Raw genomic sequence first — 22,794 nt, forward strand, 5'->3', positions numbered from 1 at the left:
CCGCCGCCCCGTCCGCGCTACTGCGCTGGCTGCCCCGCCTGCGCGAGCGGGCCTTGCTGCGGGCCCTGCCCCGTTCCCGACGGCCAGCCGCCCGCCAGCGCCTTGTACAACGCCACTGTCGACGACGCGCTGCGCATCTGCCCGTCGGCCGCCGCATCCTGTGCCTGCAGCAGCGTGCGTTGCGCGTCGAGCACTTCGTAGTAGTCGATCGCGCCCGCCGAAAACCGCGCCTGCGCCAGTTGCGCGGCACGCGCGCTGTCGGTCGCGGCCTGCACCAGATGGCCCGTCTCGTCACGCGTGCGGGCGGTGCGCAGCAGCGCGTTCTCCGTTTCCTCCAGCGCCCCGAGCACGGTCTGCCGGTACTGCGCGAGCTGGCCGGCCGCTTCCGCATCGCTCGCGGCGATCCGCGCACGCACGCGGCCGACGTCGAGGAACGACCAGTCGATGCCGAGCGCGATCAGGTTCGTGTCGCTGCCCGCGCGGAAGAACCCGTAGCTGCTCGTCGCGCTGCCGAGCAGCCCCGACAGCGTAAAGCGCGGGAACAGGTCGGCCGTCGCGACGCCGACACGTGCGGTCGCCGCGTGCAGCCGTGCCTCGGCGGCCGCGACGTCGGGACGCCGCCGCAGCAGGTCGCCCGGCGTGCCGGGATCAATGTCGGCGGCCAGCGCCGGCAGCGGCACGGGCGTGCCCGCCGACGCGGCGGCCTTCGGGAGATCGAAGCGGCCGATCAGCGCATCCGGCGTCTGTCCGGTCAGCACCGCGAGCCGGTGCTCGTCGACGCCGATCGCCGCTTCGTACACGGCAATCCGCGACGTCGTCGATTCGTATTGCGCGCGCGCCCGCGCCGCATCGAGTTCGGAGCCGCGCCCCGCGCCGACGCGTGCATTGATCAGCGCGAGCGTCTGCTTCTGGTTGTCGGCGTTCTCGCGCGCGATCCGCAGCCGCTCCTGCGAGCCGCGCAGATCGACGTACGTGCTCGCCACCTCGCCGGCGATCGCGACGCGCACCGCGCGCACGTCCGCCGCGCTGGCGGCCGTTTCCGCACGCTGCGACTCGATCGAACGCCGCACGCGGCCGAACAGGTCGAGCTCCCACGCCGCATTGATCCCGACGCTGGACGTCGGCGTATCGCGCTGGCTGCGCGGCGCGCCGAACGCCTGGTCCTTGCTCATCAGCTGATGGCCGATCTGCCCGCTCGCGGTGATCGTCGGGTAACGATCGAACGTCGCCTGTGACAGCAGCGCATTCGATGCGTCGTAGCGCGACACGGCGACCTGCAGGTCCTGGTTCGCCGCGAGCGCCGTGTCGATCAGCTGCGTCAACACCGGATCGCCGAAGCCGCGCCAGAACGCGGCATCGGCATCGGCCGACGCATCGGGCGGCATATCCGGCGTCTCCGGCGTCGTACCGGACGACTCCGCCGGATGCGCATCGCGCGCGAACCGCGTGGCCGTGCCCGTGTCGGGCCGCTTGAAATCGGGGCCGACCGCGCACGCGGCGAGCGCCACCGACATCGCGAGCGCGGAAAGACGAAAAGCGGCGCTCATCGGTTTTCTCCTTCGAGGGTGCCGTGGTGTTCGCTCCACACGGCCGGCGTGCCGCCCGCGAGCTTGCGGATCGCCACATAGAACACGGGCGTCAGGAACAGCCCGAACAGCGTGACGCCCAGCATCCCCGCGAACACGGTGATGCCGGTGGCCGCCCGCACTTCGCTGCCCGCGCCGCCGCCGATCAGCAGCGGCACCGAGCCCGCGATGAACGCGACCGACGTCATCACGATCGGGCGCAGCCGCAGCTTGCACGCTTCGAGCGCGGCGTCGATCACGCCCTTGCCCTGGATTTCGAGCTCGCGCGCGAACTCGACGATCAGGATCGCGTTCTTGCACGCCAATCCCATCAGCACGACGAGACCAACCTGCACGAACACGTTGTTGTCGCCGCCCGACAGCCACACGCCGAACAGCGCGGCGCAGATGCACACGGGCACGATCAGGATCACCGCGAGCGGCAGCGTCCAGCTCTCGTACAGCGACGCGAGCACGAGGAACACGAGCATCACCGCGAGCGAGAACACGACGATCGCCGCGTTGCTCTGCGTGACCTGCTGGTAGCTGAGGTCGGTCCATTCGAGCGTGATGCCCGGCGGCAGCACGTCCTTCGCGATCTGCTGCAGCTTCTCGATCGCCTGCGACGACGACATCACCTTCGGATCGGCATCGCCGATCAGGTTCGCGGCCGGATAGCCGTTGTAGCGCACCACCGGGTCGGGCCCGTACGCCGGCGCCACGGTCACCATCGAGCCGATCGGCACCATCTCGCCCTTCGCGTTGCGCGTGCGCAGGTTCGCGATGTCGGCGGCCGTCTGCCGGTGGCCGGCATCGGCCTGCGCCATCACGCGGTACACGCGGCCGAACAGGTTGAAGTCGTTCACGTACATCGAGCCGAGATAGACCTGCAGCGTGCTGAACAGGTCGGTCAGCGCGACACCCTGCGCCTTCGCCTTCAACCGGTCGACCTTCACCTCGAGCTGCGGGATGTTCGCCTGGTACGAGCTGACCGGGTAGCTCATCCCCGGCGTCTTCGCGACCGCGCCCTGGAACGCGGTGAGCGCATTCTGCAAGGCGCCGTAGCCGAGCCCGCCGCGATCCTCCAGATACAGCGAATAGCCCGAGCCGTTGCCGAGGCCCTGGATCGGCGGCGGCATCAGCGCATAGGTGATGCCGCCGCCGATGGCCGCGAAGCGCGCGTTCAGGTCCGCGTTGATCTGCGCGGCGCTGCGGTGGCGCTGGTCGAACGGCTTCAGGATCACGTACGAGTTCGTGATGTTCGGCGTGTTCACGCCCTGCAGCGCATTCAGCCCGGCAAACGCCGGCATCATTTCGACACCGTCGGTGCCAAGCGCGATCTTCGTCATCTGCTCGGTCACCTCGCTGGTGCGGGCGAGCGACGCGCCTTCCGGCAGCTTCGCGCCCGCGAACAGGTACAGCTTGTCCTGCACGGGGATGAAGCCGCCCGGCACCGCGTTGAGCAGCAGCGCGGTGGCCGCGAGCAGCGCCGCATAGACCGCGAACACCACGCCGCGCCGCTTCAGCGTGCGGCCGACGAAGCCGTGATAGCGATCGGAACTGCGGTCGAAGAAGCGGTTGAACGGATGGAACAGCCAGCCGAACGCGCGATCGAGCCCGCGCGTGAGCGCATCCTTCGGCGCATCGTGCGGACGCAGCAGCTTCGCGGCGAGCGCGGGCGACAGCGTCAGCGAGTTGATCGCGGAGATCACCGTCGAGATCGCGATCGTCACCGCGAACTGCCGGTAGAACTGGCCCGTGACGCCGGACATGAACGCCATCGGCACGAACACCGCGCACAGCACGAGCGCGATCGCGACGATCGGCCCCGACACCTCGCGCATCGCCTGGTGCGCGGCGTCGCGCGGGCTCAGGCCCTGCGCGATGTTGCGCTCGACGTTCTCGACGACCACGATCGCATCGTCGACGACGATCCCGATCGCCAGTACCAGCCCGAACAGCGTCAGCGTGTTGATCGAATAGCCGAGCAGATAGAGCCACGCGAACGTACCGACCACCGACACGGGCACCGCGACGAGCGGGATGATCGACGCGCGCCACGTCTGCAGGAACAGGATCACGACGAGCACGACCAGCACGACGGCCTCGATCAGCGTGTGCTGCACCGCGCGGATCGATTCGCGCACGAACACCGTCGGATCCCACACGGGCCGGTACGCGACGCCCGGCGGGAAACGCTTCGACAGTTCGTCGAACTTCGCATACACGGCCTTTGCGACCTCGAGCGCGTTCGCGCCCGGCGACAGGAAGATGCCGACCACCGCCGATGGCTTGTCGTTGAAATACGAGCGCAGCGTGTAGTCGCCCGCGCCGAGCTCGATGCGCGCGACGTCGGACAGCTTCACGACCTGCCCGTCGTTGCCGGTGCGCAGCACGATGTCGCCGAACTCCTGCGCGGTGCGCAGCCGGCCGCGCACGTTGATCGACAACAGGAAGTCGTTTTTCTGCGGCGACGGCTCCGCGCCGAGCTGGCCGGCCGACACCTGCACGTTCTGCTCGCGCACGGCGGCAATCACGTCGCTCGCGGTCAGCCCGCGCGACGCGAGCCGGTTCGGGTCGAGCCAGAGCCGCATCGCATAATCGCCGGAACCGGACAGGCCGACGTCGCCGACACCCGTGAGCCGCGACAGCTCGTCCTTCACGTGCAGCGTCAGGTAGTTGCGCAGGTACAGCGAATCGCGGCTGTTGTCCGGCGAATAGAGGCTCACGTACATCAGCGGCGTGGGCGACTGCTTCTGCGTGGTCACGCCGTACTGGCGCACCTCGTCGGGCAGGCGCGACAGCGCCTGGCTCACGCGGTTCTGCACGCGCACGGCGGCCGTGTCGGGATCGACGCCCTGCAGGAACGTGACGACCACCTGCAGGCTGCCGTCGGAACCGGCGACCGACTTCATGTACATGATGCCTTCGACGCCGTTGATCGCCTCCTCCAGCGGTTCGGCGACCGATTCGGCGATTTCCTTCGGGTTCGCGCCCGGATACGTCGCTCGCACGACGACGCTCGGCGGCACGACTTCCGGGTATTCGCCGGCGGGCAGCATCGGAATCGAGATCAGGCCGATCGCGAAGATGACGATCGACAGCACGACCGCGAAGATCGGCCGGTCGATGAAGAATCGGGAGAAATCCATTGCATGTCTCCCGTTACTGCGCGGCCGGCGGCGCGCCGGCATCGGCGACGGCCTGCGTGCCGTTGCCCGGCCCGTTGCCCGCGCCGTTGCCGGCACCGGCATCGGCGTCCGCGCGGGCGGGCAGCGTCTTCGGCTTCACCTGCGCGCCCGGATAGTAGATCCGCTGCATGCCGTCGACGACCACGCGGTCGCCCGCCTGGATCCCCTTCTCGATGATCCGCTCGCCCTCCACCCCGCGGCCGATCGTCACGTCGCGGCGCAACGCCTTGTCGCCCGGCCCGATCACATACACGTACTTGCGGTCCTGGTCGGTGAGCACGGCCTTGTCGTCGACGAGCAGCGCATCCTGGTCGCGGCCGCTGACGAGTTGCACGCGCGCATACAGGCCCGGCGTAAACGTATGGTCCGCATTCGGCAGCCGCACGCGCGCGCGGATCGTGCCGGTTTGCGGATCGAGCCGGTTGTCGAGGAAATCGACGGTGCCCGCATGCGGGAAGCCCGTCTCGTTCGCGAGGCCCACGCGCACCGGATCGGCACCGATCGCACGATGTTTCGGATCGGCGCGCCGCGCGTTGTAGCGCAGGTAGCTCTGTTCGTCGCAGTCGAAATACACGTAGACGGGGTTCTGCGACACGACGGTCGTCAGCAGCGTGTCGTCCGCGCGCGCCAGGTTGCCGACGGTGGCGACCGCGCGGCCGACGCGGCCCGCGATCGGCGCGCGCACTTCGGTGAAGCCGAGATTGAGCTTCGCATCGGCGACGGCCGCGTCGGCCGCCTGCAGGTCCGCGCGCGCCTGCTCGGCGGTGGCGCGCGCGTTGTCGAGCTCTTCCTGCGACGTCGCGTGCGCATCGATCAGCGTCTGCACGCGCTTGAGCTGCACATTCGCGAGGCTTGCGGCCGCACGGGCCCGCTGCAGCTGCGCATTGGCGCGATCGAGCGCGATCCGGTACGGGCGCGGGTCGATCTCGAACAGCAGCGCGCCCTGCGCGACCACGTCGCCTTCCTTGTAGGCGACGCGCTGCAGATAGCCGCTCACGCGCGGCCGCAGTTCGACCGCGTCGACCGCTTCGACGCGTCCGTTGAATTCGTCCGCGAGGCGGATCGTGCGGGGCGCGATGGTGGCGACGCCGACTTCGGGAAGGGATTGAGCCGACGATGCGCCTTTGCCGTCGTGACAGCCCGACAACGCCAGCAGCAGTGCGCAGGCCGCGCCCAAAGGCGACGTCCTGCGTAGGGAAAAGGAGAGCATGATGCCTCGCGACGGGTTAAACTGCCGCGTAGCATAAAAGTTGAAGTTAACTTCAAGTCAAGCTTTCCCGGAGGGGCAACATGGGTATCCAGGAAACACCGCAATGGCCGCTGATGTCGATCCGCGAAGTGGCCGCGCGCAGCGGCGTGCCGGCGTCGACACTACGGTTCTACGAGACGCGCGGGCTTATCAAGTCGCACCGCAACGGCTCGAGCCATCGCCACTATTCGCGCGCGGTGCTGCGATTGATCGCGTTCATCGTGTTCGCGCAGAAGATCGGCTATTCGCTCGACGAGATCGCCGAGCAACTCGTCAGCCTCCCCGAGGACACCGCGCCGAGCAACAAGGACTGGCAGCGGCTGTCGCGCGGCTGGAAGCAGCGCGTCGCGAGCCGGATCGAGGAGTTGCAGCGCCTGTACATCAACCTCGACGAATGCATCGGCTGCGGCTGCCTGTCGCTGAAGCGCTGCAAGCTGACGAACCCGGAGGACCGTGCAGGCCGCAACGGGCCCGGCGCGCGCCGCTGGCTCGGCGACAAGCCGCCCACGGATATCGAATGACCGGCGGGCCGGACGTGGCGCGCGATGCCGCCGCATCCAGCCACCTGGGTAGATTGCGTCACCCGACCCGCCAGCCGCCGTTCACCGCGATCGTCGCACCGGTGACGAACGACGCACGCGGCCCGGCGAGCCACGCGACCGCGTCCGCGATATCGTCCGGATGCCCGGCGCGGCCGGCCGGCGTCTGTTCGCGGATCGTCGCCGCAATGGCCGGCGCGACGCCGCTTTCGCCGAAGAAGCGCGTGTCGGCGATATAGCCGGGCGCGACCGTATTGACCGTGGCGCCGCGCGGCCCGAGTTCGCGCGCGAGCGCGACGGTGAACCCTTCGACGCCGGCCTTCGCCGCCGCGTACGCCAGGCCACCCGGCAGCAGGCTGCCGGCGCGCGCCGCGATCGAACCGAGGTTGACGATCCGCGCGGCACGCTCGGCCAGATGCGGCAGCACCGCCAGGGTCGTCACGAACAGGCTTTTCAGGTTCGCGTCGAGCACGGCGTCCCACACGCGCTCGGCCTCGCCCGCCTCGGTATCCGCACCGACGCGGCCGGTCAGCCCCGCGTTGTTGACCAGCACATCGACGCAAGACCACTGCTCGATGATCGCGGCCACCGCCGCCTCCGCCTCCCGTCTCACGCTCAGGTCGGCGGTCTGCCCGATCGCCGCGCCGCCAAGCCGCGCGACGGCTGCTTCCAGCCGTGCCGCGTCGCGCCCGACGATCGCGACCCGATACCCGTCCTCCACCAGCCGGCGCGCGATTGCGAAGCCGATCCCGCTCGACCCGCCCGTGACGATTGCCGTTCGCTGCTGTTCGATCCCTGTCATGACCTGCCCTCCCGAATGTCGACCGTTGATGACAAGGCCATTCTGGGCAGCACAGTGTGATAGGTAAAATACGAATTCGATGATCCACCGATACGCGAAAGGTATCGCATGATCGATCTACGCCAGTTCAGGCAATTCATCGCGGTCGCCGAGACGCTCAGTTTCCGGCGTGCGGCCGAGCGGCTGCACATGGCGCAACCGCCGCTCAGCGCGGCGATCCGCAAGCTCGAGGACGAGCTGGGCGTCGTGCTGTTCGAGCGCGACAACCGCGGCACGGCGCTCACGCCGGCCGGCGACGCGTTCCTGCTCGAAGCACGGCGCGCGCTCGAACAGGCCGAGCGCGCGGTGGCCGTGGCCCGCCGCGCGGGCGCCGGCCTCGGCGGCACGCTACGGTTGCGTTTCGTCGACAGCACGGTCAACGCGCTGCTGCCGCTGATCCTCCGCGCGTTCCAGGAACGCCATCCGGACGTCGACTTCCAGCTCGAGGAAGGCACGACCGCCGAGCAGGTACTCGCGCTGCGCCAGGACCGCACGGACGTCGGCCTCGTCGTGCTGCCGGTGGCCGATGCGGGCGACGTGCGCGTCGAGCCGCTGCTGCGCGACCGGATGGTCGCCGCGCTGCCCGACGGTCACCGGCTCGCACGCCGCCGGCGCATCGCGCTTGCCGAACTGGCGGACGAACCGTGGGTCATGTTTGCCGCGCACCACGGGCCCGGCATGCATGCGCTGATCTCGACGGCGTGCGCGCAGGCCGGCTTCGCGCCGCGCGTCGTCCAGCAGCCGCGCCAGATGCAGACGACGGCCGGGCTCGTCGCGGGCGGCATCGGCGTCGCGCTGATGCCGCGCCTGTTCGTGCCGATGCAGCCGCAAGGCATTACGTTCTGCGAACTGAAGGATGCGGGCAGCCCGCTCGCGTACGAGCTGGCGATCGCGTATCGGACGCCCTCGCCGCTCGTCGATGCGTTGCGCGAGACCGCACGAAGCGCGGTGCGCGAACTGGGGCTGGTGCCGGCGACGTGACCGCGCGCGTCACGCGCGCGGCGCTCAGCCGCCGACGACGTTGAATGCAATGTCCACCACGGCCTGCCGGAACGCGTCCGGCCGCGTGGGCAGCGACGTGTACTCCAGCATCATGTGACTGTATGACACGGTCGTGCCGATCGCGCTCGCGATCATGAAGAACAGCACCGCCGGATCGACCGGGCGGATCACACCGGCCTCTACCGCCTCCGACAGCAGCGGGAACATCACGTCGTAATACGGGCGCACGAGCCGCTCCTGCAACCGGTCGAGCCGCCCGCCCTCCTCGGTCGCCGCCGTCGAGAAAAACATGCCCAGGTCGGGCTCGTCGAACTCGTGCTCGACGCACAGCTCGATCGCGCGCCGCACACGCTCGCGATGTGGCAGCGACGACGTGCGCAGCGCGCGCATTGCGTCGAACATCGGCTCGGCCAGCTCGGCGATCTGCTCGACGACCGCCAGCCACAACGTTTCCTTCGTCCCGAAATGGTGCGCGATCAGCGCCGCGTCGACCCCCAGCTCGCGCGCGACTTCGCGCACGCTCGTGGCGTCGTAGCCGCGCTTCGCGAACGTGCGGCGCGCGGCCCGCAATATCACGTCCGGCCCCACGGACGCCCCGGCCAGCGGCCGCCCTCGCATACGCCGCTTGGCCGGCGCGCGCTCAGTGACTTCAGCCACGTCTTCCTGCTCTCCTTGAATGACTCGAATACCCCTGTTCCGGCCCCGCTCGAGCGACGCCGAACACCGGGTGACCTGCCCCGCTCCGTTGACATGCGAAGCCGGGAAGCGCTAGGATCATACCTTATTCATCACGTGATGATTTATCCATGACAACCCCTACACGCATCGTCATCGTCGGTGGCGGGATCGCCGGCCTGCAGCTCGCCACCCGCCTGGGCGAGCGCCTCGGCCGGTCCGGGCGCGCCCAGGTGACCGTCGTCGACCGCAGCCCGACCCACATCTGGAAGCCGATGCTGCACACGATCGCGGCCGGGACGCGCGACGTGCAGCAGCAGCAGGTGATCTTCCTCGCCCATGCACGTGATCACGGTTACACGTACCAGCCCGGCGAACTGACGGGGCTCGATCGCGCGCGCCGCCGCGTGCAGCTCGGCGAGATCCGCTCGCAGGACGGCGAACTCGTGCTCGACGCGCGCGAACTCGAATACGACGTGCTGATCTTCGCGCTCGGCAGCCAGGCCAACGATTTCGGCGTGCCGGGCGTGCGCGAGCACTGCTACTTCATCGACAGCCAGAAGCAGGCCGAAACTTTCAACGAAGCGTTGCGGATGCGCGTATTTCGCAGCATCGCGCGCGACGAGCCGTTTCGCGTCGCGATCGTCGGCGCGGGCGCGACCGGCGTGGAGCTCGCGGCGGAGCTGAGCCGCTTGCTGGAAGTGGCGCAGGCGTACGGCGACGCGACGGTGCGCGAGCGGCTGCAGCTCACGCTGCTCGAGAGCGGCCCGCGCATCCTCGCCGCGTTTCCGCCGCGGATTTCCGCGTCGGCGCAGCGGCGGCTCGAACAGATCGGTTTTCATGTGCTGACGTCCACCCGCGTCACGTCGGCCGACGCAAACGGCTTTCACTACGGCGACGGTTCGTTTGCGGAAGCGGACCTGATGGTGTGGGCAGCCGGCGTGAAGGCGCCCGATTTCATGCAGGCGCTCGACGGACTCGACACGAATCGCGCGAACCAGATCGTCGTCGGGCCGACGCTGCAGGCCACCGGCGACGAGCACGTGTTCGCGATCGGCGACTGCGCGAGCCTGCTGCCCGACGGCCACGAACGGCCGCTGCCGCCCACCGCGCAAGTCGCGACCCAGCAGGCCGAGCATCTCGCGAAGCACCTGCCCGCGTGGCTCGACGGCACGCCGATTCCGCCGTTCGCGTTCCACGATTTCGGTGCGCTCGTGTCGATCAGCGACTACGACGCGTTCGGCACGCTCGGGCAGTTCGGGTTCTTTCGCGGCGGCTTCATCCAGGGGCGTTTCGCGCAGTTCAGCCACCTGATGCTCTACCGGCGGCACCAGCAGGCGCTGCACGGCTTCTCCAAGGCGACCCTGCTGTGGATCGCCGAACGGATCAACGGCTGCGTGCAGCCGCGCATCCGCCTGTCGTGATACCGCACGTGGCGGTGTCGCATAACGTTTCGAGGAAAACCGACATGAACAACCGTTTAGCGCCCTGGCTCATGACCGTTGCCGCGATCAGCAGCTTCGACATGCCGTCCGTCTCGTGGGGGGCGCCGCGGCGGCGCAGCGTCACGCGCGACCGGCTGCCGTCGTGGGACGTGACGAGCAAGCCGTCCATCAGCGTGCTCGAGCGGCCCACGGCCGACACCGTGATGATTTCATGGCGCGACGCCTGCACCGGGCACTACGGTTATCAGAAGTGGCGGCTGTTCACCACGCGCAAGCGCGGCGTGTGCGCGCTGTCGGGGCAGCCGATCGAGATCGGCGACAGCGTCTATGCGCCGCAATTGCTCGGCTCGACGCCGGGCAACGCCGCCGCGATGGTGCTGGCCGCGTGCATCGACGCGGCCCGCCCCGCCGAGGCGGCCTGACAGCCCGGGAGTCGACCCGGGGCCCCGCTTCAGCCAGAGGTGACGCGATCCGTATCGCGAACCGCCTCGTTCATGCGCGCTTCGGCTTCCGCATCCAGCCGCGCCGCATTCGCTTCGGCTTCTGCTTCCGGCATCAGCTCGCCTTCCCATTTCGCGACCACCGCGCTGGCGATCGAGTTGCCCACCGCGTTCGTGGCCGACCGGCCCATGTCGAGGAACGTATCGACGCCCAGAATCAGCAGCAGCCCGGCTTCCGGGATGTTGAACTGGTGCAGCGTCGCGGCGATCACGACGAGCGACGCGCGCGGCACGCCGGCCATGCCTTTCGACGTCAGCATCAGGATCAGCAGCATCGTGACCTGCGTGCCGAGCGACAGGTGAATGCCGTAGGCCTGCGCGATGAACAGCGACGCGAACGTGCAGTACATCATCGAGCCATCGAGGTTGAACGAATACCCCATCGGCATCACGAAGCTCGAGATCTTGCGACGCACGCCGAAACGGTCGAGCGCATCGAGGATCTTCGGATACGCGGCTTCCGAGCTCGCGGTCGCGAACGACAGCATGAACGCTTCCTTGATCAGCACCAGCAGCTTGAACACGCGGCGGCCGAGGAACAGCAGGCCGGCCGCGACGAGCGTGCCCCACAGCAGGAACAGGCTCAGGTAGAAGTCGCCCATGAACACCGCGAACTTCAGCAGGATCGACAGGCCGTTGATCGCGACGGTCGACGCCATCGCCGCCAGCACCGCGAGCGGCGCAAGTTTCATCACGTAGCCGGTGATCTTCAGCATCACGTGCGCGAGCTGGTCGATCGCCGCGACGAGGATCTTGCCGCGTTCGCCGAGCGACGCGAGCGCCACGCCGAAGAACATCGAGAACACGACGATCTGCAGGATCTCGTTGTTCGCCATCGCCTCGGCGATCGACTTCGGCACCATGTGGCCGACGAAATCCTTCAGCGTGAACTTGGACGTCGCGAGATGCGCGGACGCGCCGATATCCGGCAGCGGCAAACCGAGGTTCTCGCCCGGGCGCAGCAGGTTCGCCATCAGCAGGCCGAGCAGCAGCGAGATCAGCGACGCGGTGACGAACCAGCCGAGCGCCTTCACGAACACGCGGCCGACCGACGACGCGTCGCCCATGTGCGCGATGCCGACGACCAGCGTCGAGAATACCAGCGGGCCGATCACCATCTTGATCAACCGCAGGAACACGTCGGACACCAGCGAGATGTAGCCGGCGATTTCCGCCGCCGACTGTTTGTCCGGCAGCTGCGTGTAGATCATGTAGCCGATCAGGATGCCGGCCGCCATCGCGAGCAGGATCCAGCCTGCCGCGGACATTCGTTTGTTCATATCGGAATTGGACGCACGGGAAGAAGTTGACGGACGAAAGGCGCGCATTCCTGTGCCGTGCCAGGGTGCGCGCGTGGCGAGCCGGTCGTGCCCGGCGTATCGGGCACGGTCGCCGGCGCTGGTCGGCTCGCGGATCTCCACGAACCGACGTGCTGTCGCCGCAACGGCATTCGCGCGAGGGCGAGCGCCGTTGCGGAGCAGCGATTCAGCATGAAGCGATCAGGTCGGCTCGGGTCAGTAACCGATTGCCGAGCCGGCCGGACGGCGCGGGTCGTTGTAACCGTAGATGAAGCCGACGCGCACGTTCCCGGACACGGACGAATCGTTCCCGGAACTCTGGCGGCTCGCCGCTTCGGTGCCCGGCAGGCCGACCATGATCAGCTCGGCGGCGCCCCACGGCGTCTGTTCGACCATCTTGTAGCCCATGTTGCGCAGGATCGAGAGCGTGTCGGGCGACAGGCCGTAGGTTTCGTAATAGACCTCGTCGGGCAGCCACTGGTGGTGGATGCGCGGCGCGGTGACCGCGTCCTGCGGCGTCATCCCGTAGTCGATCACATTCAGCACCGTCTGCAGCGTGATCGTGATGATGCGCGAGCCGCCCGGCGAGCCGACCACCATGAACACCTTGCCGTCCTTCTTCACGATGGTCGGCGCCATCGACGACAGCGGTCGCTTGCCCGGCGCGATCGAGTTGCGCGTGCCCTGCACGAGACCGAACAGGTTCTGCGCGCCGACCTTCACGGTGAAGTCGTCCATCTCGTCGTTCAGGAAGAAGCCCGTGCCCGGCGCGATGACCACGGCGCCGAAGCGGCCGTTGACCGTGTAAGTCGTCGATACCGCGTTGCCGTCGTGGTCGACGATCGAATAGTGGGTCGTCTCCGGCTTCTCGTGCACGCCGACGCCCGGCTGCACGTCGACCGACGGCGTCGCCGTATCCGAATGGATGCTCTTGCGAATCTGCGCCGCGTAGTCCTTGCTCGTCAGCTTCGCGACCGGGTTGTCGATGAAGTTCGGGTCGCCGAGCAGCGTGTTGCGATCTTCGTATGCGTGGCGCATCGCTTCGGTCATGTAGTGCACCGCCGCGGCCGAATGGTAGCCGAGCTTGCGCATGTCATACCCTTCGAGGATGTTCAGCGTCTCGCACATCGTCACGCCGCCCGAGCTCGGCGGCGGGGCCGACACGAGTTCGTAGCCGCGATACGTGCACGTCAGCGGCGCCATGTCCTGCGCACGGTACGACGCGAAGTCGGCCGCCGTGATCAGGCCGCCGCCCTTCCTGGCCGCCGCCTCGACGATCTTGGGAATCTCGCCGTGATAGAACGCGTCGGGGCCCTGCTCCGCGATGCGCTCGAGCGTGCGCGCCAGGTCCTTCTGCACCAGGCGATCGCCCGGCTGCAGCGGCGTGCCGTCAGGACGCAGGAAGATGCGGGCCGCTTCCGGATCCTTCTTGAAGCGGTCGATCGTCGTGTCGAGGATGTCCGTATCGGCACGCGTCAGCACGAAGCCGTCGCGCGCGAGCCGGATCGCCGGCTCCATCACCTGCTTGCGCGTGAGCTTGCCGTACTTGCGCTGCGCGAGATCGAGGCCGGCAACGGTGCCCGGCACGCCCACTGCGCGATAGCCATACAGGCTGTCGTCCGGAATGACGTTGCCCTTCGCATCGAGATACATGTTCGCGGAAGCCGCGGCCGGCGCGGTTTCGCGGAAATTGATGAAGCGGTCGCGACCGTCGGCCAGGTGGACGGTCATGAAACCGCCGCCGCCGATGTTGCCGCAGCACGGATTGGTCACGGCCTGCGCGTAGCCGACCGCCACCGCGGCGTCCACCGCGTTACCGCCTTCCTTCAGGATGTCGACGCCGATTTGCGACGCGAAGTGCTGCGACGAAACGACCATGCCGTTCTTCGCTTCGACCGCGGGGTCCGATGCCGCGAACGCGCACACGCTCATGGCCGACAACAGGGTGAGTACTACGAGCCGCCTCATGACGGGATCCTCCAGACAAATAAAACCGTGGCATGCCGGAACGCGACGCCGCATCGGGGTGTGTCGACGCGGCAATCGAGCATGTAATAAACAATACATTCCAGCGAGGCCGCGATCATAGCACTCACTTTTTTGCACCAAAACCTAGGGTTATCACTAGACGAAGAACGAATATCAGCCGAATGGCTCGTTTCTCAATGTTTGATTTATTACAATGGTGAATGAGCCGGTCCACCGGGCGATGCGTCCCTCTAATTTCGGAGCGTGCACGGCCCGCCTGACGTCGATCGGCTAACATGCGTGGAGTCGCCGGCAGACACCCGTCTGCCGTTTGTTATTCAGATACGAGAGTTGGAGTGCCCGATGGGGACGAGCATCAGGGCGTTGCTGTTATCCCAGATGGATAGCTTCACGCCGTCGGAACAGAAGGTCGCGCAGGCGTTGCTGGACCGCTATCCGAGCCTCGGGCTCGGGCCGATTGCGAGCTTCGCCAAACAGGCGGAAGTGAGCGATCCGACCGTGTTTCGCTTCGTCGTCCGGATCGGCTTTCCGAATTACTCGTCGTTCCAGCAGGCGCTGTACGGCGAGATCGACACGGCGATGAATTCGCCACTCGCGCGGATGGATGCGTTCCACTCGCCCGCGGGCATGCGCGACAGTCATTCGGCAATCTTCCAGCGGCTGTCCGAGTCGCTGGCGACCACGATCGAAGGGCTCGATGCGGCGGCGTTCGACGCCGCGGTGGCGCTGCTGGCCAATCCGGATGTGCGTGTCTTCTGCGGTGGCGGGCGTTACACGGCGCCGCTCGCGTCGCTGTTTTCGTTCACCCTCGCGTATGCGCGGCCACATGTTCAGTATGTCGAACCGAATGTGAACCTCGCGTCGGTCGCGCTGGCGGACATGGGGGCCGGTGACGTGCTCGTTATTTTCGATTTTCGCCGTTATCAGCGGGACAGTATTCGGTTCGCGCAAGCCGCGCATCGGCTTGGTACGCGTGTGCTGCTGATCACCGACGAATGGCACTCGCCGATTGGCGAGTTCGCGGAGATCGTGCTGCGGATCCAGGGGCAGCCGTTCGCGATGCTGCAAACCAACGTGCCCGCGCTCGCGCTCGCCGAGGCGCTCGTGATCGGTGTGACGAACCAGTTGCCGGAGATGGCAAGGCAGCGGATGGAGAAGATCGAGCATCTCAATTCCGGGGGGAGCGAGCCGGATATCAGTCAGCGGGATTTGCCGGAGTGAGGGCTCATTGCCATTCAAGCATGGGTTTCAACGTTCGACGCCATCGAATTTGATCAAATCCTGCAACCCATGACATTCTTGAGTTACGCCAACAATCTTCGCGATGTTGCGCTCACGGCACCAGCTCCATGCGGTTGCCCCTCACGACCAGCTTGACGGGGTCCGTCTTTTTCCACTGCGACTTCGGAATCGTCAGTTGCCACTCGGCACCGCCCTCATCACGAAAGAACCCTGCTATACCCACAATTTGCGCGTCATCCTCCATTGGCATGGACAGCCGCACCGTGGCATCAGGCGCAAGCGTGACCTCCCGACTGCCGAGCAAATCGGCACTCAGCAACACCCTGTCGTCGTCGAGCAGCTCGACGTAGGCGGCACGCTCGAAAACTTTCGCATCCTTTAACTGATAGACGCGCATCACAACCGGCAGGGACTCTCCTTGGTCGTTCTGGTTGAGTGCGGAACGGCTCTCGATCACGAGATTCATCTGCTTGACCTTCGCGACGAAAATCGCTCGCGTCACGTCGACAGTCGTCTCCTTCACCGATTGCCACGTGCCGCAGCCGGCCAACAACACTGCCGTCAGCGCAACGGCGCTCGCCAAACGAACGCTTCGCATCATCCGATATGTTCGTGGTGTCACAACCAATCTCCCGTTTTGAGCGAGCATGGATAGCGCCGGATCGGACCGCCCACACTTTCATACAGAACGAGCCGCACCGCAAAATGGAAACTCGCGTAGCGGCCTACGAAGCGGCTGAGTACGTCCCCGAACAGCGCAACGTCGCCCGGTCCGGCGAAACCCGCCGGCTCGATACCCACGTTCACATTCACGATGCGGTCGACACGCGCGCCTGCCGGTTCCGTTTCCTCGTCGAGCCAGACGTAATGAATCGCCTCGATACGTCGCCGGTTATCGTCGTGTCGCGTCCAGTCGTACAACGACAGTGCGCCGCGCAGCACGTTCGCGTCCATCATGTTCAGCTCGGTTGTGCCAGCACCATTGAAATGAGAAATCACGTGCCAGTGATAGTCGCCGCCGCGTGGGGGATACAGCGGCATCGTCGGGGCCGTCAGATTGCGCACGCGTTCGACACCGTTGAAATTCGAAGCAGGCGTGTTGATCATCGATTCACGCAGCGCCATCCGCGGCAAGCGCCCGTTGTTTGCCAACACCCGAACCGTTACGTACGCATCCGGCAAGCTGCCGGGTTCGTCCCAGAGATGCCCGCCTAACGTCACGACCATCTCGCGCCGGCCCGTCACGCCCTGCCGAACCAATGAGTGGTAGTACCGATCCGGCGACTCGTATCGGATCATCCCGCCCCGGTGCCGGAATTCCTTGATCGACTGATAGGTGTATTGCCTGGCGGTGCGTGGATCGTTTGCCACTACCGACAGTACGTCGTACGGCTCGACGTGCTCGCCCGCTGACGCCGGGGCGCACACCGGATAGTCACGGTCGTGTACGTTGGGCCGGATTGCCTGCGCATCCAGTTCGAACAGATTGATCACCGGCGTGCAGAATAGCCGGATGTTGTCCGCGCCGAACGTGACGTCACCGGGTATCCGATCACGGATCACGATATCGAATTCAAGGCGCGTTTCGCCAGGTGGCACACTGGCCGCGTCGAAACCGCACAAGTCGACGAAGTGAAACTTCTCGGGGAACGAGAAATATTCGAGCATCGTCTGCTCGCGGTCGAGATTGGCGTCGCGCTCGTCGAGATCGATCGGCCACAGCCGCGCCTGCGTGCCGAAGCCAGCCGCCTCGATAGACATTCCCGGCCCTGGTTGCAGCTGGCCGTCGAGTATGCGCGGCATGCGCACGCCGATCGACTCGACCTGGCGCGTAAAAACGCCGTACAGCGCCGATGCAGTCGGCCGGTCGCCATGCAGGTATAGCCGGATACGCGACAGGTCGTCCAGCAACCGCTGCTCGCGGTGCAGCAGGTCAAACGCGAGCCGGATCACCGTACGACCGTCCTCGCGCATGCGCGCGCCCGCGTCGCGCACGGCGAGCGGAAGCAGGCGTATCGCCTGAGTGGTTCGATAAACACATATCGTCCCGCCCGGTCCAACCGGTGTCGAACGTACCTGCAACCCCGGCGGCAACGTATCGAGAATCCGCGCCTCGCCGGTGCGCGGCAGGCACTCGAGGATTGCCAGCGACGGAATCGTGCGGCCGGCATGTGGCCACAGGTGATCGACCAGCGGATCGGTGATTTCCGGTAGCGCGTCGTCGAGCTTCATTCGCAGCCGGCTCGTGAGGAATGCGAAACCCTCGTAAGTCTGCTCCACACTGTCGTGGCGCGCGCCGAGCATCGACATCCCCACGCGGCGCGCGACATGCGGCTGGGATTTCGCAAATTCCCTCCCCGCTTCGCGCAGGTAACGCATCTCCGCATCGAAGTAGCGCAGGTACGGGTCGTCCTCCGCGCTGAAACCGCCTCCTTCAGGCATCGTCGGTTTGTTTTTGTCTTCACTCATGGCTGGAGATCCGGTGGCAGCGGCGGCAGGAGCGGCATCGTCGATGCGACGCCCGCCTTGCCGACGATGAAAATGCGCTCAGGCATGCGGAACCCGCGTAGTTTCAACAGGTCGATCGGCCCGGCACCGACCTGCGTGCGCAACACGTACGACAGCGGCTCGTCGTTCCCGCCATTCCACGTGAGCCGATAGCGCGTGCTATCAAGCTGCTTGATGTCAGCCTTGCTCAGCAGACGCAGGAACGCCCAATCTCCAGTCGAATCGAACGCCTGCCGCAAGCCCGCGTTGAGCGTCTGCCATGTGAGCCCAGCGTGCCCGTTCAGGCCATTGCCGGGCCACGTAAGCGACGTCCAGCGCTCCTGCTGATTGAAATAGACGATCTGCTTGCCGTCGACCGACAATTCCGAGCGCGTCACTTTCGGTGTCGGCAGCGCCATCACTTCGAATTTTTCCCGCGCGTCGCCCTGCAGGTAGAGCTGCGCGCCAATCGTCGACGATTGCCGGAGGGCGCTCAGGAACTTCGGGTCGAACTGCAACGCCTGCGGTGCCAGCTCGTTTGGCGCCCAATGGTCGCCCTCGAGTTTCATCACGCCAGCCAGCTGTGTCGTGACGAAACGCGAAATCGATCCGGTATCGGGCCGCACATAGCGGCCAAGCTCCGCGAAGGACGCATCGGCCTGCGTATCGAAGAATGGATAGCGGCCGTTCATCGCCGCGTTGAACGGCGCGGCAACACTGGCTCGCCACGCGTCATTCAGGCTCGCTGCGGCCGGTTGCAGGATCGTCTGCCACGCGGACTCGAGCGGCTGCGCAAACATCGCATCGCCGAACCCTGCCCATGCCGTACCCAGGCTTGCGGCAGTGAGTGCCGCGTCATCGCGTGCCTGGGACAATTCCGACAACTTGCCTTGGAACACTGCCTGCGCGAGCGTGCGCGCCATTGCCTGCGCGTCAGGACTGCTCGCGATCTGTTGCAGCTTCAGCCGCATCATCGTGACCGCCGTCAGGTAACGCGACAGGCTCACGCCGCTTAGCGCGATGTTGGCTGGTGCGCTGCCCTTCCCGTTTGCAGCGGTAGGTGACGCATTCGTGTCGCCCATCAGCACCAGCAGTGGTCCAAACGGCTTGTCGAGCGGATAGACGACGGTCGACGCGTCCTCGTCGGTCCCGATCAGATTCTGCGCCTTTCTTACCAGCGTATCGGCCAGCGCCTGTGACGGCCGCCCCGCCTGCGCTTGATATTGCACGGATTTCATCAATGCGATCAACGGCGAAGTCTGTGCATCCGCCAGTCGAGAAAGCTGTTCTATCGCACCACTGAGATTGGACGTCGGTTGCCACTGCATACTGTTGAGCATGCGCTGCCATGCGGCCGTGTACTCGCCGAAATAGCGTGCCGTCAATCGCTGCTTCAGTTCCTCGCCTGCACGTTTCTCGTCCACGATCGTCGTGGTCTGGATCGCACCGGGCGCGAGCGGGTTACCAGTTGTCTGCCGCGGCTGATTGCCGGTCAGCACCCAATCGCTGCTGAGCTGGCGCTCGCCGGCAGCCTTGTCGATCGCCGTGGCGATCATGCCGTCCCACGCCGCACGCGTATAGATTCCGGGTACTGTCTGCGACGCCACGAACATCCCTCGCGCATCGGCGCCATTCAGGAGCGTTTCAAGCGACACGTCGGCATATTTGTTCTTGACGTCGTCGAGAATGCGCTGATACACCGTGTCGTCAGCCGACGCGAGTCCTATCTGCGTGACCAGCATGTTGCGAGTCGCTGTCACGAGTTGATCGTCCGTCTCAATTCGCCATTGGGGATGCGCTTTCAGGTGATCGGCGTAAAACTCTGCGAGCCGTCGGCCGGTATCGTCACGCTCGCCCAGCGGCATCTCCACGGGGCGCGGCCAAAGGGCTACGAGCAAGCGCTTCAGAAACGCTGAATCGGCCCGCGACGGATCGCCGAGCATCAGGTAGGTCTTGAGCGCGTTGTAGGTGCTGCCCCGCGTGTCCTGCGATTGAAGGCTGTCGGCGCGCGCCTGATCCGCGGCCTGCAACAGCTTGCCGATCGTTTGCACGACAGGCGTCTGCAGGTTGCGGGTCGCCGCTACCTGATACGGTTGCCAGAGACCGTCAAGGATATCGTCATTACGCGACAAACCCGCCCGCAGGTACCACGGTACGCCATGCTGCTGCCGGTATTCGAGCGTTTCCATCACCTGTTGCAGCGCCAGTTGCGCGCGCCACGCGGCGGCCGTCTGGGGCCGCGCGTCGACCGCCGCGCTCGCTGCTGCCCGCGCATCTCGCATGAGCCGCTGGTTGGCGATGAACGACACGGACATCCATGCGCACCACGCGATGGTCGCAACGATCAAGCACGTCGCCAGCGCGTTCGGCCAGTAGAATCCCACGCGCCGACCAATGCGCCTCCGACTGGCGATTGCGTGCCATGCTGGCAGCAGAGCGGCCGGTTGCGGCGGGAGCTCGATCGGGACGCTCGGAACTGTCGCGCTCCCGTCCACGGTGACCGGCACTGGCGTCGGCATTGCCGCCGTTGTCGCAAATACGGGCGCGAACATCACGCCCGCCAGCGGTGTGCGCAGCCAGGGTGAACCCAGGAGCGTTTGCCAGCTGGCGACGATATCTTCGTGCTGCTTCCCGATGTATTGTGAGATTTCAGCTAGGCAGGTGATGCGTGTAGGCGCTGTACACAGGCGAACACCTGCATCCGCCGTCCCACGCTCGATCTCGGCAAGCTGATCGCGTAATGTCGGCGCCGACCGCCCTCCCTTGTACGCCAGCCCGGGAAATGCACCGATCGGCTCGAACGTATCGGGTCGATCTCCCTGGGTGGGCACTGCGTGCAGGAGCGTGACAGGCGCGGCGCAGCCGATGTCGGTCACAAGCGCAGCGAGTGCGCGCGGCAATTCGGTATCGCGATCGTCCGCATGCGTAACCTGCACAATGCTGTCGACCGGCCGCCGGCCCCGCAGCTTACGGATCTGTCGGCGCCATGCGCCAGCCTCGATGCCGTCCGGTGCCACGTGCACGAGAATCGTGTTGCCGACGGGTATCGCACCCGCTCGCTTCAGGCCCGGTGCGACCTGGTCGATCAATGTATCCGCGCCGCTCACCATCAGCCACGGTGATCGGTATCGCCAGAGCCTGCCCCGCGAGGCGCGCAGTTCCTCGGCCACGCGTTGCAGACGGACGTCGAATTTCAACGACTTCTGCGCCTTCGTCGCGTCGCCGATATCCCTGCGAAACGTCCGTCCGGCAATGGTGTATGCGCCGATAAAAAACAGGCAAAGATGTACGGCGACGAAGACAATCAGCGCGATGACGATGACGATCACCACTTGCATACGTGCCACACCGGGCGCGAGATCGAACAGGTCGCCCCGGCTCCATACGAGGCCAATTGCGCACGCCGCGACAATCAGCGCGGCAACAACCACGCCCCAGAGTGCGATGCGTCCGGAGGGCGCAGACGCTGCAGCGGGTGCTGCGTCAAGCGATCGCAAGGTCAGTTTCGGATCGGTCATGCTGAGCGTGTCCAGGCAATGAAGAATCCTTCCCGCGTGGACCGGGAAGCACATGAATGACGGCGGACTGCTCACCATCGATGATCAGCTGTGGCGCATCCACAGCACCACATTCGGTAGCGGCTGCGACGGACAGCCATCCGCTCGCACTGCCAAAATCGCCCACGATGTAGGCGAGATCACATTGGGCCTCGCTGTTCGCAAGTACCTCAAGGTTCGCGATGCGCAGCCCCTGATTGCAACGCTTGACGGCACGGGTGACCCAAGCACGCGTCACGGCAGTGACATCTGATTTGCCCCAGATCACGGCATTAGCGAAACCGTATTCGATTTCGTCGGCGTTGCCCTCGACGGGGCGATGCAGGGTCGCCAATGCGTGTACACCTTCGGGTAGAGCATAAAAGCCGGCGTCGAGCAGCATCGCGACGCATCCCTCCGTGCTGCCGTTCGGTGGCCGCGCCTCGTGCCATGCCGTTGCGATCACGAGCAGCGGGCATGCGTCGCGGGTGTCGAGCCATGCGTCCGCGATCAGTAAACCGTGCGCAGCCGGTACGACTGACACCTCGAGCAGCGGCAAACCGGCCAACTGCAACGCGTCGTGCATTTCCTGCTCGCGCAAAGCTTCGTCGCCGGGTTCGGCCAGTACACGCACTTTGGGCCAGTAGGCGGCTTCGTAGTGCGTGAGCGCGTGGAGGCTCGCAGCAAGCGGTTCTAGCGCTTCGGCGATCCTGAGTGTTAGCTGGGTAACGGGTCGCTTTGGAGGCGTATCCGCTACGGCCTCGCTCTCCTCGGTCGGGTCGGCCACGTCGGCTTCGTCGGATAGTTCCAACGGGTCGTCAAAGCGGCAATGCTCAATGACACCCGCGCCCAAACGGGGCTGCTGCTGTCGCGGCAAACGCACCCCTGCATCGATCGCCTGCGCAAGCGTCTGGTCGTTCAAGGGCAAGCAATAGCCAACGCCCAGCACTCGAAGCGGCTGCTGCGCGATACGGATGCGCTCCGCCAGCCATCGGTCGCGATGGAGGTTGCGGTGGTATGCGCGATACCACATAGCCTCATAGCGAGCGCGCTCGATCGCGAACAGAAAGCCGAAGAAGCCGTTCGGGATACCGAAGACGCAAAACCAGAACCACGGGCCGCCCGCCCGCTCACCCTTTGGCCAAATCAGCATAGTGGTCGCCGCTCCGAGCACCGTGCAGGCCAACCAGACGCAGAACCACCACGGCCAGAAGCGCGGGCGGCTCGGATAGGCG

At 66.1% G+C, this 22,794-nt stretch carries 16 protein-coding genes; 5 read left to right on the forward strand and 11 right to left on the reverse strand.

What is annotated here, in order from left to right; all coding sequences use genetic code 11:
* Nucleotides 1–17: 17 nt before the first annotated feature.
* From LGM89_RS02325 to LGM89_RS02335, 3 genes are read right to left on the reverse strand one after another with little or no spacing between them, the layout of a single operon-like run.
* Nucleotides 18–1,547: an efflux transporter outer membrane subunit gene (locus tag LGM89_RS02325; RefSeq protein ID WP_226272164.1), complete on the reverse strand. Its 1,530-nt coding sequence runs from the start codon at nt 1,545–1,547 to the stop codon at nt 18–20.
* Nucleotides 1,544–4,717, reverse strand: a complete 3,174-nt coding sequence (locus LGM89_RS02330; protein WP_226272165.1) for an efflux RND transporter permease subunit — start codon at nt 4,715–4,717, stop codon at nt 1,544–1,546. The genes LGM89_RS02325 and LGM89_RS02330 overlap by 4 nt, the downstream gene beginning before the upstream one ends.
* A 13-nt stretch (nt 4,718–4,730) precedes the next feature.
* Complete coding sequence (locus LGM89_RS02335; protein WP_226272166.1) at nt 4,731–5,966, reverse strand: efflux RND transporter periplasmic adaptor subunit; 1,236 nt, start codon at nt 5,964–5,966, stop codon at nt 4,731–4,733.
* Between the two features lie 80 nt (nt 5,967–6,046).
* Between LGM89_RS02335 and soxR the strand changes: the two genes are divergently transcribed.
* Nucleotides 6,047–6,526, forward strand: a complete 480-nt coding sequence (soxR, locus tag LGM89_RS02340) for a redox-sensitive transcriptional activator SoxR (RefSeq protein ID WP_124585397.1) — start codon at nt 6,047–6,049, stop codon at nt 6,524–6,526.
* Nucleotides 6,527–6,584: 58 nt separating this feature from the next.
* Here the strand turns inward: soxR and LGM89_RS02345 are convergent, their stop codons facing one another.
* A complete protein-coding gene (locus tag LGM89_RS02345) occupies nt 6,585–7,346 on the reverse strand; it encodes an SDR family NAD(P)-dependent oxidoreductase (RefSeq protein ID WP_226272167.1) in 762 nt (253 codons plus the stop codon).
* A gap of 108 nt (nt 7,347–7,454) precedes the next feature.
* On the opposite strand from LGM89_RS02345, the gene LGM89_RS02350 reads away from it, so the two are divergent.
* Complete coding sequence (locus LGM89_RS02350) at nt 7,455–8,366, forward strand: LysR family transcriptional regulator (RefSeq protein ID WP_089496606.1); 912 nt, start codon at nt 7,455–7,457, stop codon at nt 8,364–8,366.
* A 24-nt stretch (nt 8,367–8,390) separates the two neighbouring features.
* Here LGM89_RS02350 and LGM89_RS02355 read toward each other — a convergent pair whose 3' ends face one another.
* Complete coding sequence (locus LGM89_RS02355) at nt 8,391–9,044, reverse strand: TetR/AcrR family transcriptional regulator (RefSeq protein ID WP_089496605.1); 654 nt, start codon at nt 9,042–9,044, stop codon at nt 8,391–8,393.
* A 149-nt stretch (nt 9,045–9,193) separates the two neighbouring features.
* Between LGM89_RS02355 and LGM89_RS02360 the strand changes: the two genes are divergently transcribed.
* The gene (locus tag LGM89_RS02360) at nt 9,194–10,486 is read left to right on the forward strand and encodes an NAD(P)/FAD-dependent oxidoreductase (RefSeq protein ID WP_226272168.1); all 1,293 of its coding nucleotides are present in this window, start codon (nt 9,194–9,196) and stop codon (nt 10,484–10,486) included.
* Nucleotides 10,487–10,530: 44 nt separating this feature from the next.
* Nucleotides 10,531–10,929 carry a DUF3331 domain-containing protein gene (locus LGM89_RS02365; protein ID WP_226202737.1) on the forward strand — a complete coding sequence of 133 codons (399 nt, stop codon included), beginning with the start codon at nt 10,531–10,533 and terminating at the stop codon, nt 10,927–10,929.
* 29 nt (nt 10,930–10,958) lie between these two features.
* On the opposite strand, the gene LGM89_RS02370 is transcribed toward LGM89_RS02365, so the two are convergent.
* Together LGM89_RS02370 and ggt are read right to left on the reverse strand one after the other, a co-directional pair.
* Nucleotides 10,959–12,287, reverse strand: coding sequence for a dicarboxylate/amino acid:cation symporter (locus tag LGM89_RS02370; protein ID WP_226272169.1), 1,329 nt, complete (start codon nt 12,285–12,287; stop codon nt 10,959–10,961).
* Between the two features lie 234 nt (nt 12,288–12,521).
* The gene (gene ggt, locus LGM89_RS02375) at nt 12,522–14,273 is read right to left on the reverse strand and encodes a gamma-glutamyltransferase (protein WP_226272170.1); all 1,752 of its coding nucleotides are present in this window, start codon (nt 14,271–14,273) and stop codon (nt 12,522–12,524) included.
* 363 nt (nt 14,274–14,636) lie between these two features.
* Here ggt and LGM89_RS02380 point away from each other — a divergent pair, with 363 nt between their 5' ends.
* Complete coding sequence (locus LGM89_RS02380) at nt 14,637–15,515, forward strand: MurR/RpiR family transcriptional regulator (RefSeq protein ID WP_319001492.1); 879 nt, start codon at nt 14,637–14,639, stop codon at nt 15,513–15,515.
* Nucleotides 15,516–15,627: 112 nt separating this feature from the next.
* On the opposite strand, the gene tssJ is transcribed toward LGM89_RS02380, so the two are convergent.
* From tssJ to LGM89_RS02400, 4 genes are read right to left on the reverse strand one after another with little or no spacing between them, the layout of a single operon-like run.
* A complete protein-coding gene (gene tssJ, locus LGM89_RS02385) occupies nt 15,628–16,137 on the reverse strand; it encodes a type VI secretion system lipoprotein TssJ (RefSeq protein ID WP_226272172.1) in 510 nt (169 codons plus the stop codon).
* A gap of 17 nt (nt 16,138–16,154) precedes the next feature.
* Entirely contained in the window at nt 16,155–18,005 is a 1,851-nt protein-coding gene (gene tssF / locus LGM89_RS02390) for a type VI secretion system baseplate subunit TssF (RefSeq protein ID WP_226272173.1), read from the reverse strand.
* The gene (locus LGM89_RS02395) at nt 18,002–21,541 is read right to left on the reverse strand and encodes an ImcF-related family protein (RefSeq protein ID WP_226272174.1); all 3,540 of its coding nucleotides are present in this window, start codon (nt 21,539–21,541) and stop codon (nt 18,002–18,004) included. The genes tssF and LGM89_RS02395 overlap by 4 nt, the downstream gene beginning before the upstream one ends.
* The gene (locus tag LGM89_RS02400) at nt 21,507–22,712 is read right to left on the reverse strand and encodes a hypothetical protein (protein WP_226272175.1); all 1,206 of its coding nucleotides are present in this window, start codon (nt 22,710–22,712) and stop codon (nt 21,507–21,509) included. The genes LGM89_RS02395 and LGM89_RS02400 overlap by 35 nt, the downstream gene beginning before the upstream one ends.
* Nucleotides 22,713–22,794: the final 82 nt, after the last annotated feature.

The sequence above is a fragment of the Burkholderia sp. AU31624 genome, assembly GCF_020420065.1.
In the GTDB taxonomy this organism is placed as follows: domain Bacteria; phylum Pseudomonadota; class Gammaproteobacteria; order Burkholderiales; family Burkholderiaceae; genus Burkholderia.

Coding starts and splice junctions, on each gene's coding strand:
- LGM89_RS02380 (WP_319001492.1), top strand. CDS start 14,637: ATGGGGACGAGCATCAGGGCGTTGCTGTTATCCCAGATGGATAGCTTC.
- LGM89_RS02335 (WP_226272166.1), bottom strand. CDS start 5,966: ATGCTCTCCTTTTCCCTACGCAGGACGTCGCCTTTGGGCGCGGCCTGC.
- LGM89_RS02325 (WP_226272164.1), bottom strand. CDS start 1,547: ATGAGCGCCGCTTTTCGTCTTTCCGCGCTCGCGATGTCGGTGGCGCTC.
- LGM89_RS02330 (WP_226272165.1), bottom strand. CDS start 4,717: ATGGATTTCTCCCGATTCTTCATCGACCGGCCGATCTTCGCGGTCGTG.
- tssF (WP_226272173.1), bottom strand. CDS start 18,005: ATGAGTGAAGACAAAAACAAACCGACGATGCCTGAAGGAGGCGGTTTC.
- LGM89_RS02395 (WP_226272174.1), bottom strand. CDS start 21,541: ATGACCGATCCGAAACTGACCTTGCGATCGCTTGACGCAGCACCCGCT.
- LGM89_RS02365 (WP_226202737.1), top strand. CDS start 10,531: ATGAACAACCGTTTAGCGCCCTGGCTCATGACCGTTGCCGCGATCAGC.
- LGM89_RS02360 (WP_226272168.1), top strand. CDS start 9,194: ATGACAACCCCTACACGCATCGTCATCGTCGGTGGCGGGATCGCCGGC.
- soxR (WP_124585397.1), top strand. CDS start 6,047: ATGGGTATCCAGGAAACACCGCAATGGCCGCTGATGTCGATCCGCGAA.
- LGM89_RS02370 (WP_226272169.1), bottom strand. CDS start 12,287: ATGAACAAACGAATGTCCGCGGCAGGCTGGATCCTGCTCGCGATGGCG.
- LGM89_RS02400 (WP_226272175.1), bottom strand. CDS start 22,712: ATGCTGATTTGGCCAAAGGGTGAGCGGGCGGGCGGCCCGTGGTTCTGG.
- tssJ (WP_226272172.1), bottom strand. CDS start 16,137: ATGATGCGAAGCGTTCGTTTGGCGAGCGCCGTTGCGCTGACGGCAGTG.
- LGM89_RS02350 (WP_089496606.1), top strand. CDS start 7,455: ATGATCGATCTACGCCAGTTCAGGCAATTCATCGCGGTCGCCGAGACG.
- ggt (WP_226272170.1), bottom strand. CDS start 14,273: ATGAGGCGGCTCGTAGTACTCACCCTGTTGTCGGCCATGAGCGTGTGC.
- LGM89_RS02345 (WP_226272167.1), bottom strand. CDS start 7,346: ATGACAGGGATCGAACAGCAGCGAACGGCAATCGTCACGGGCGGGTCG.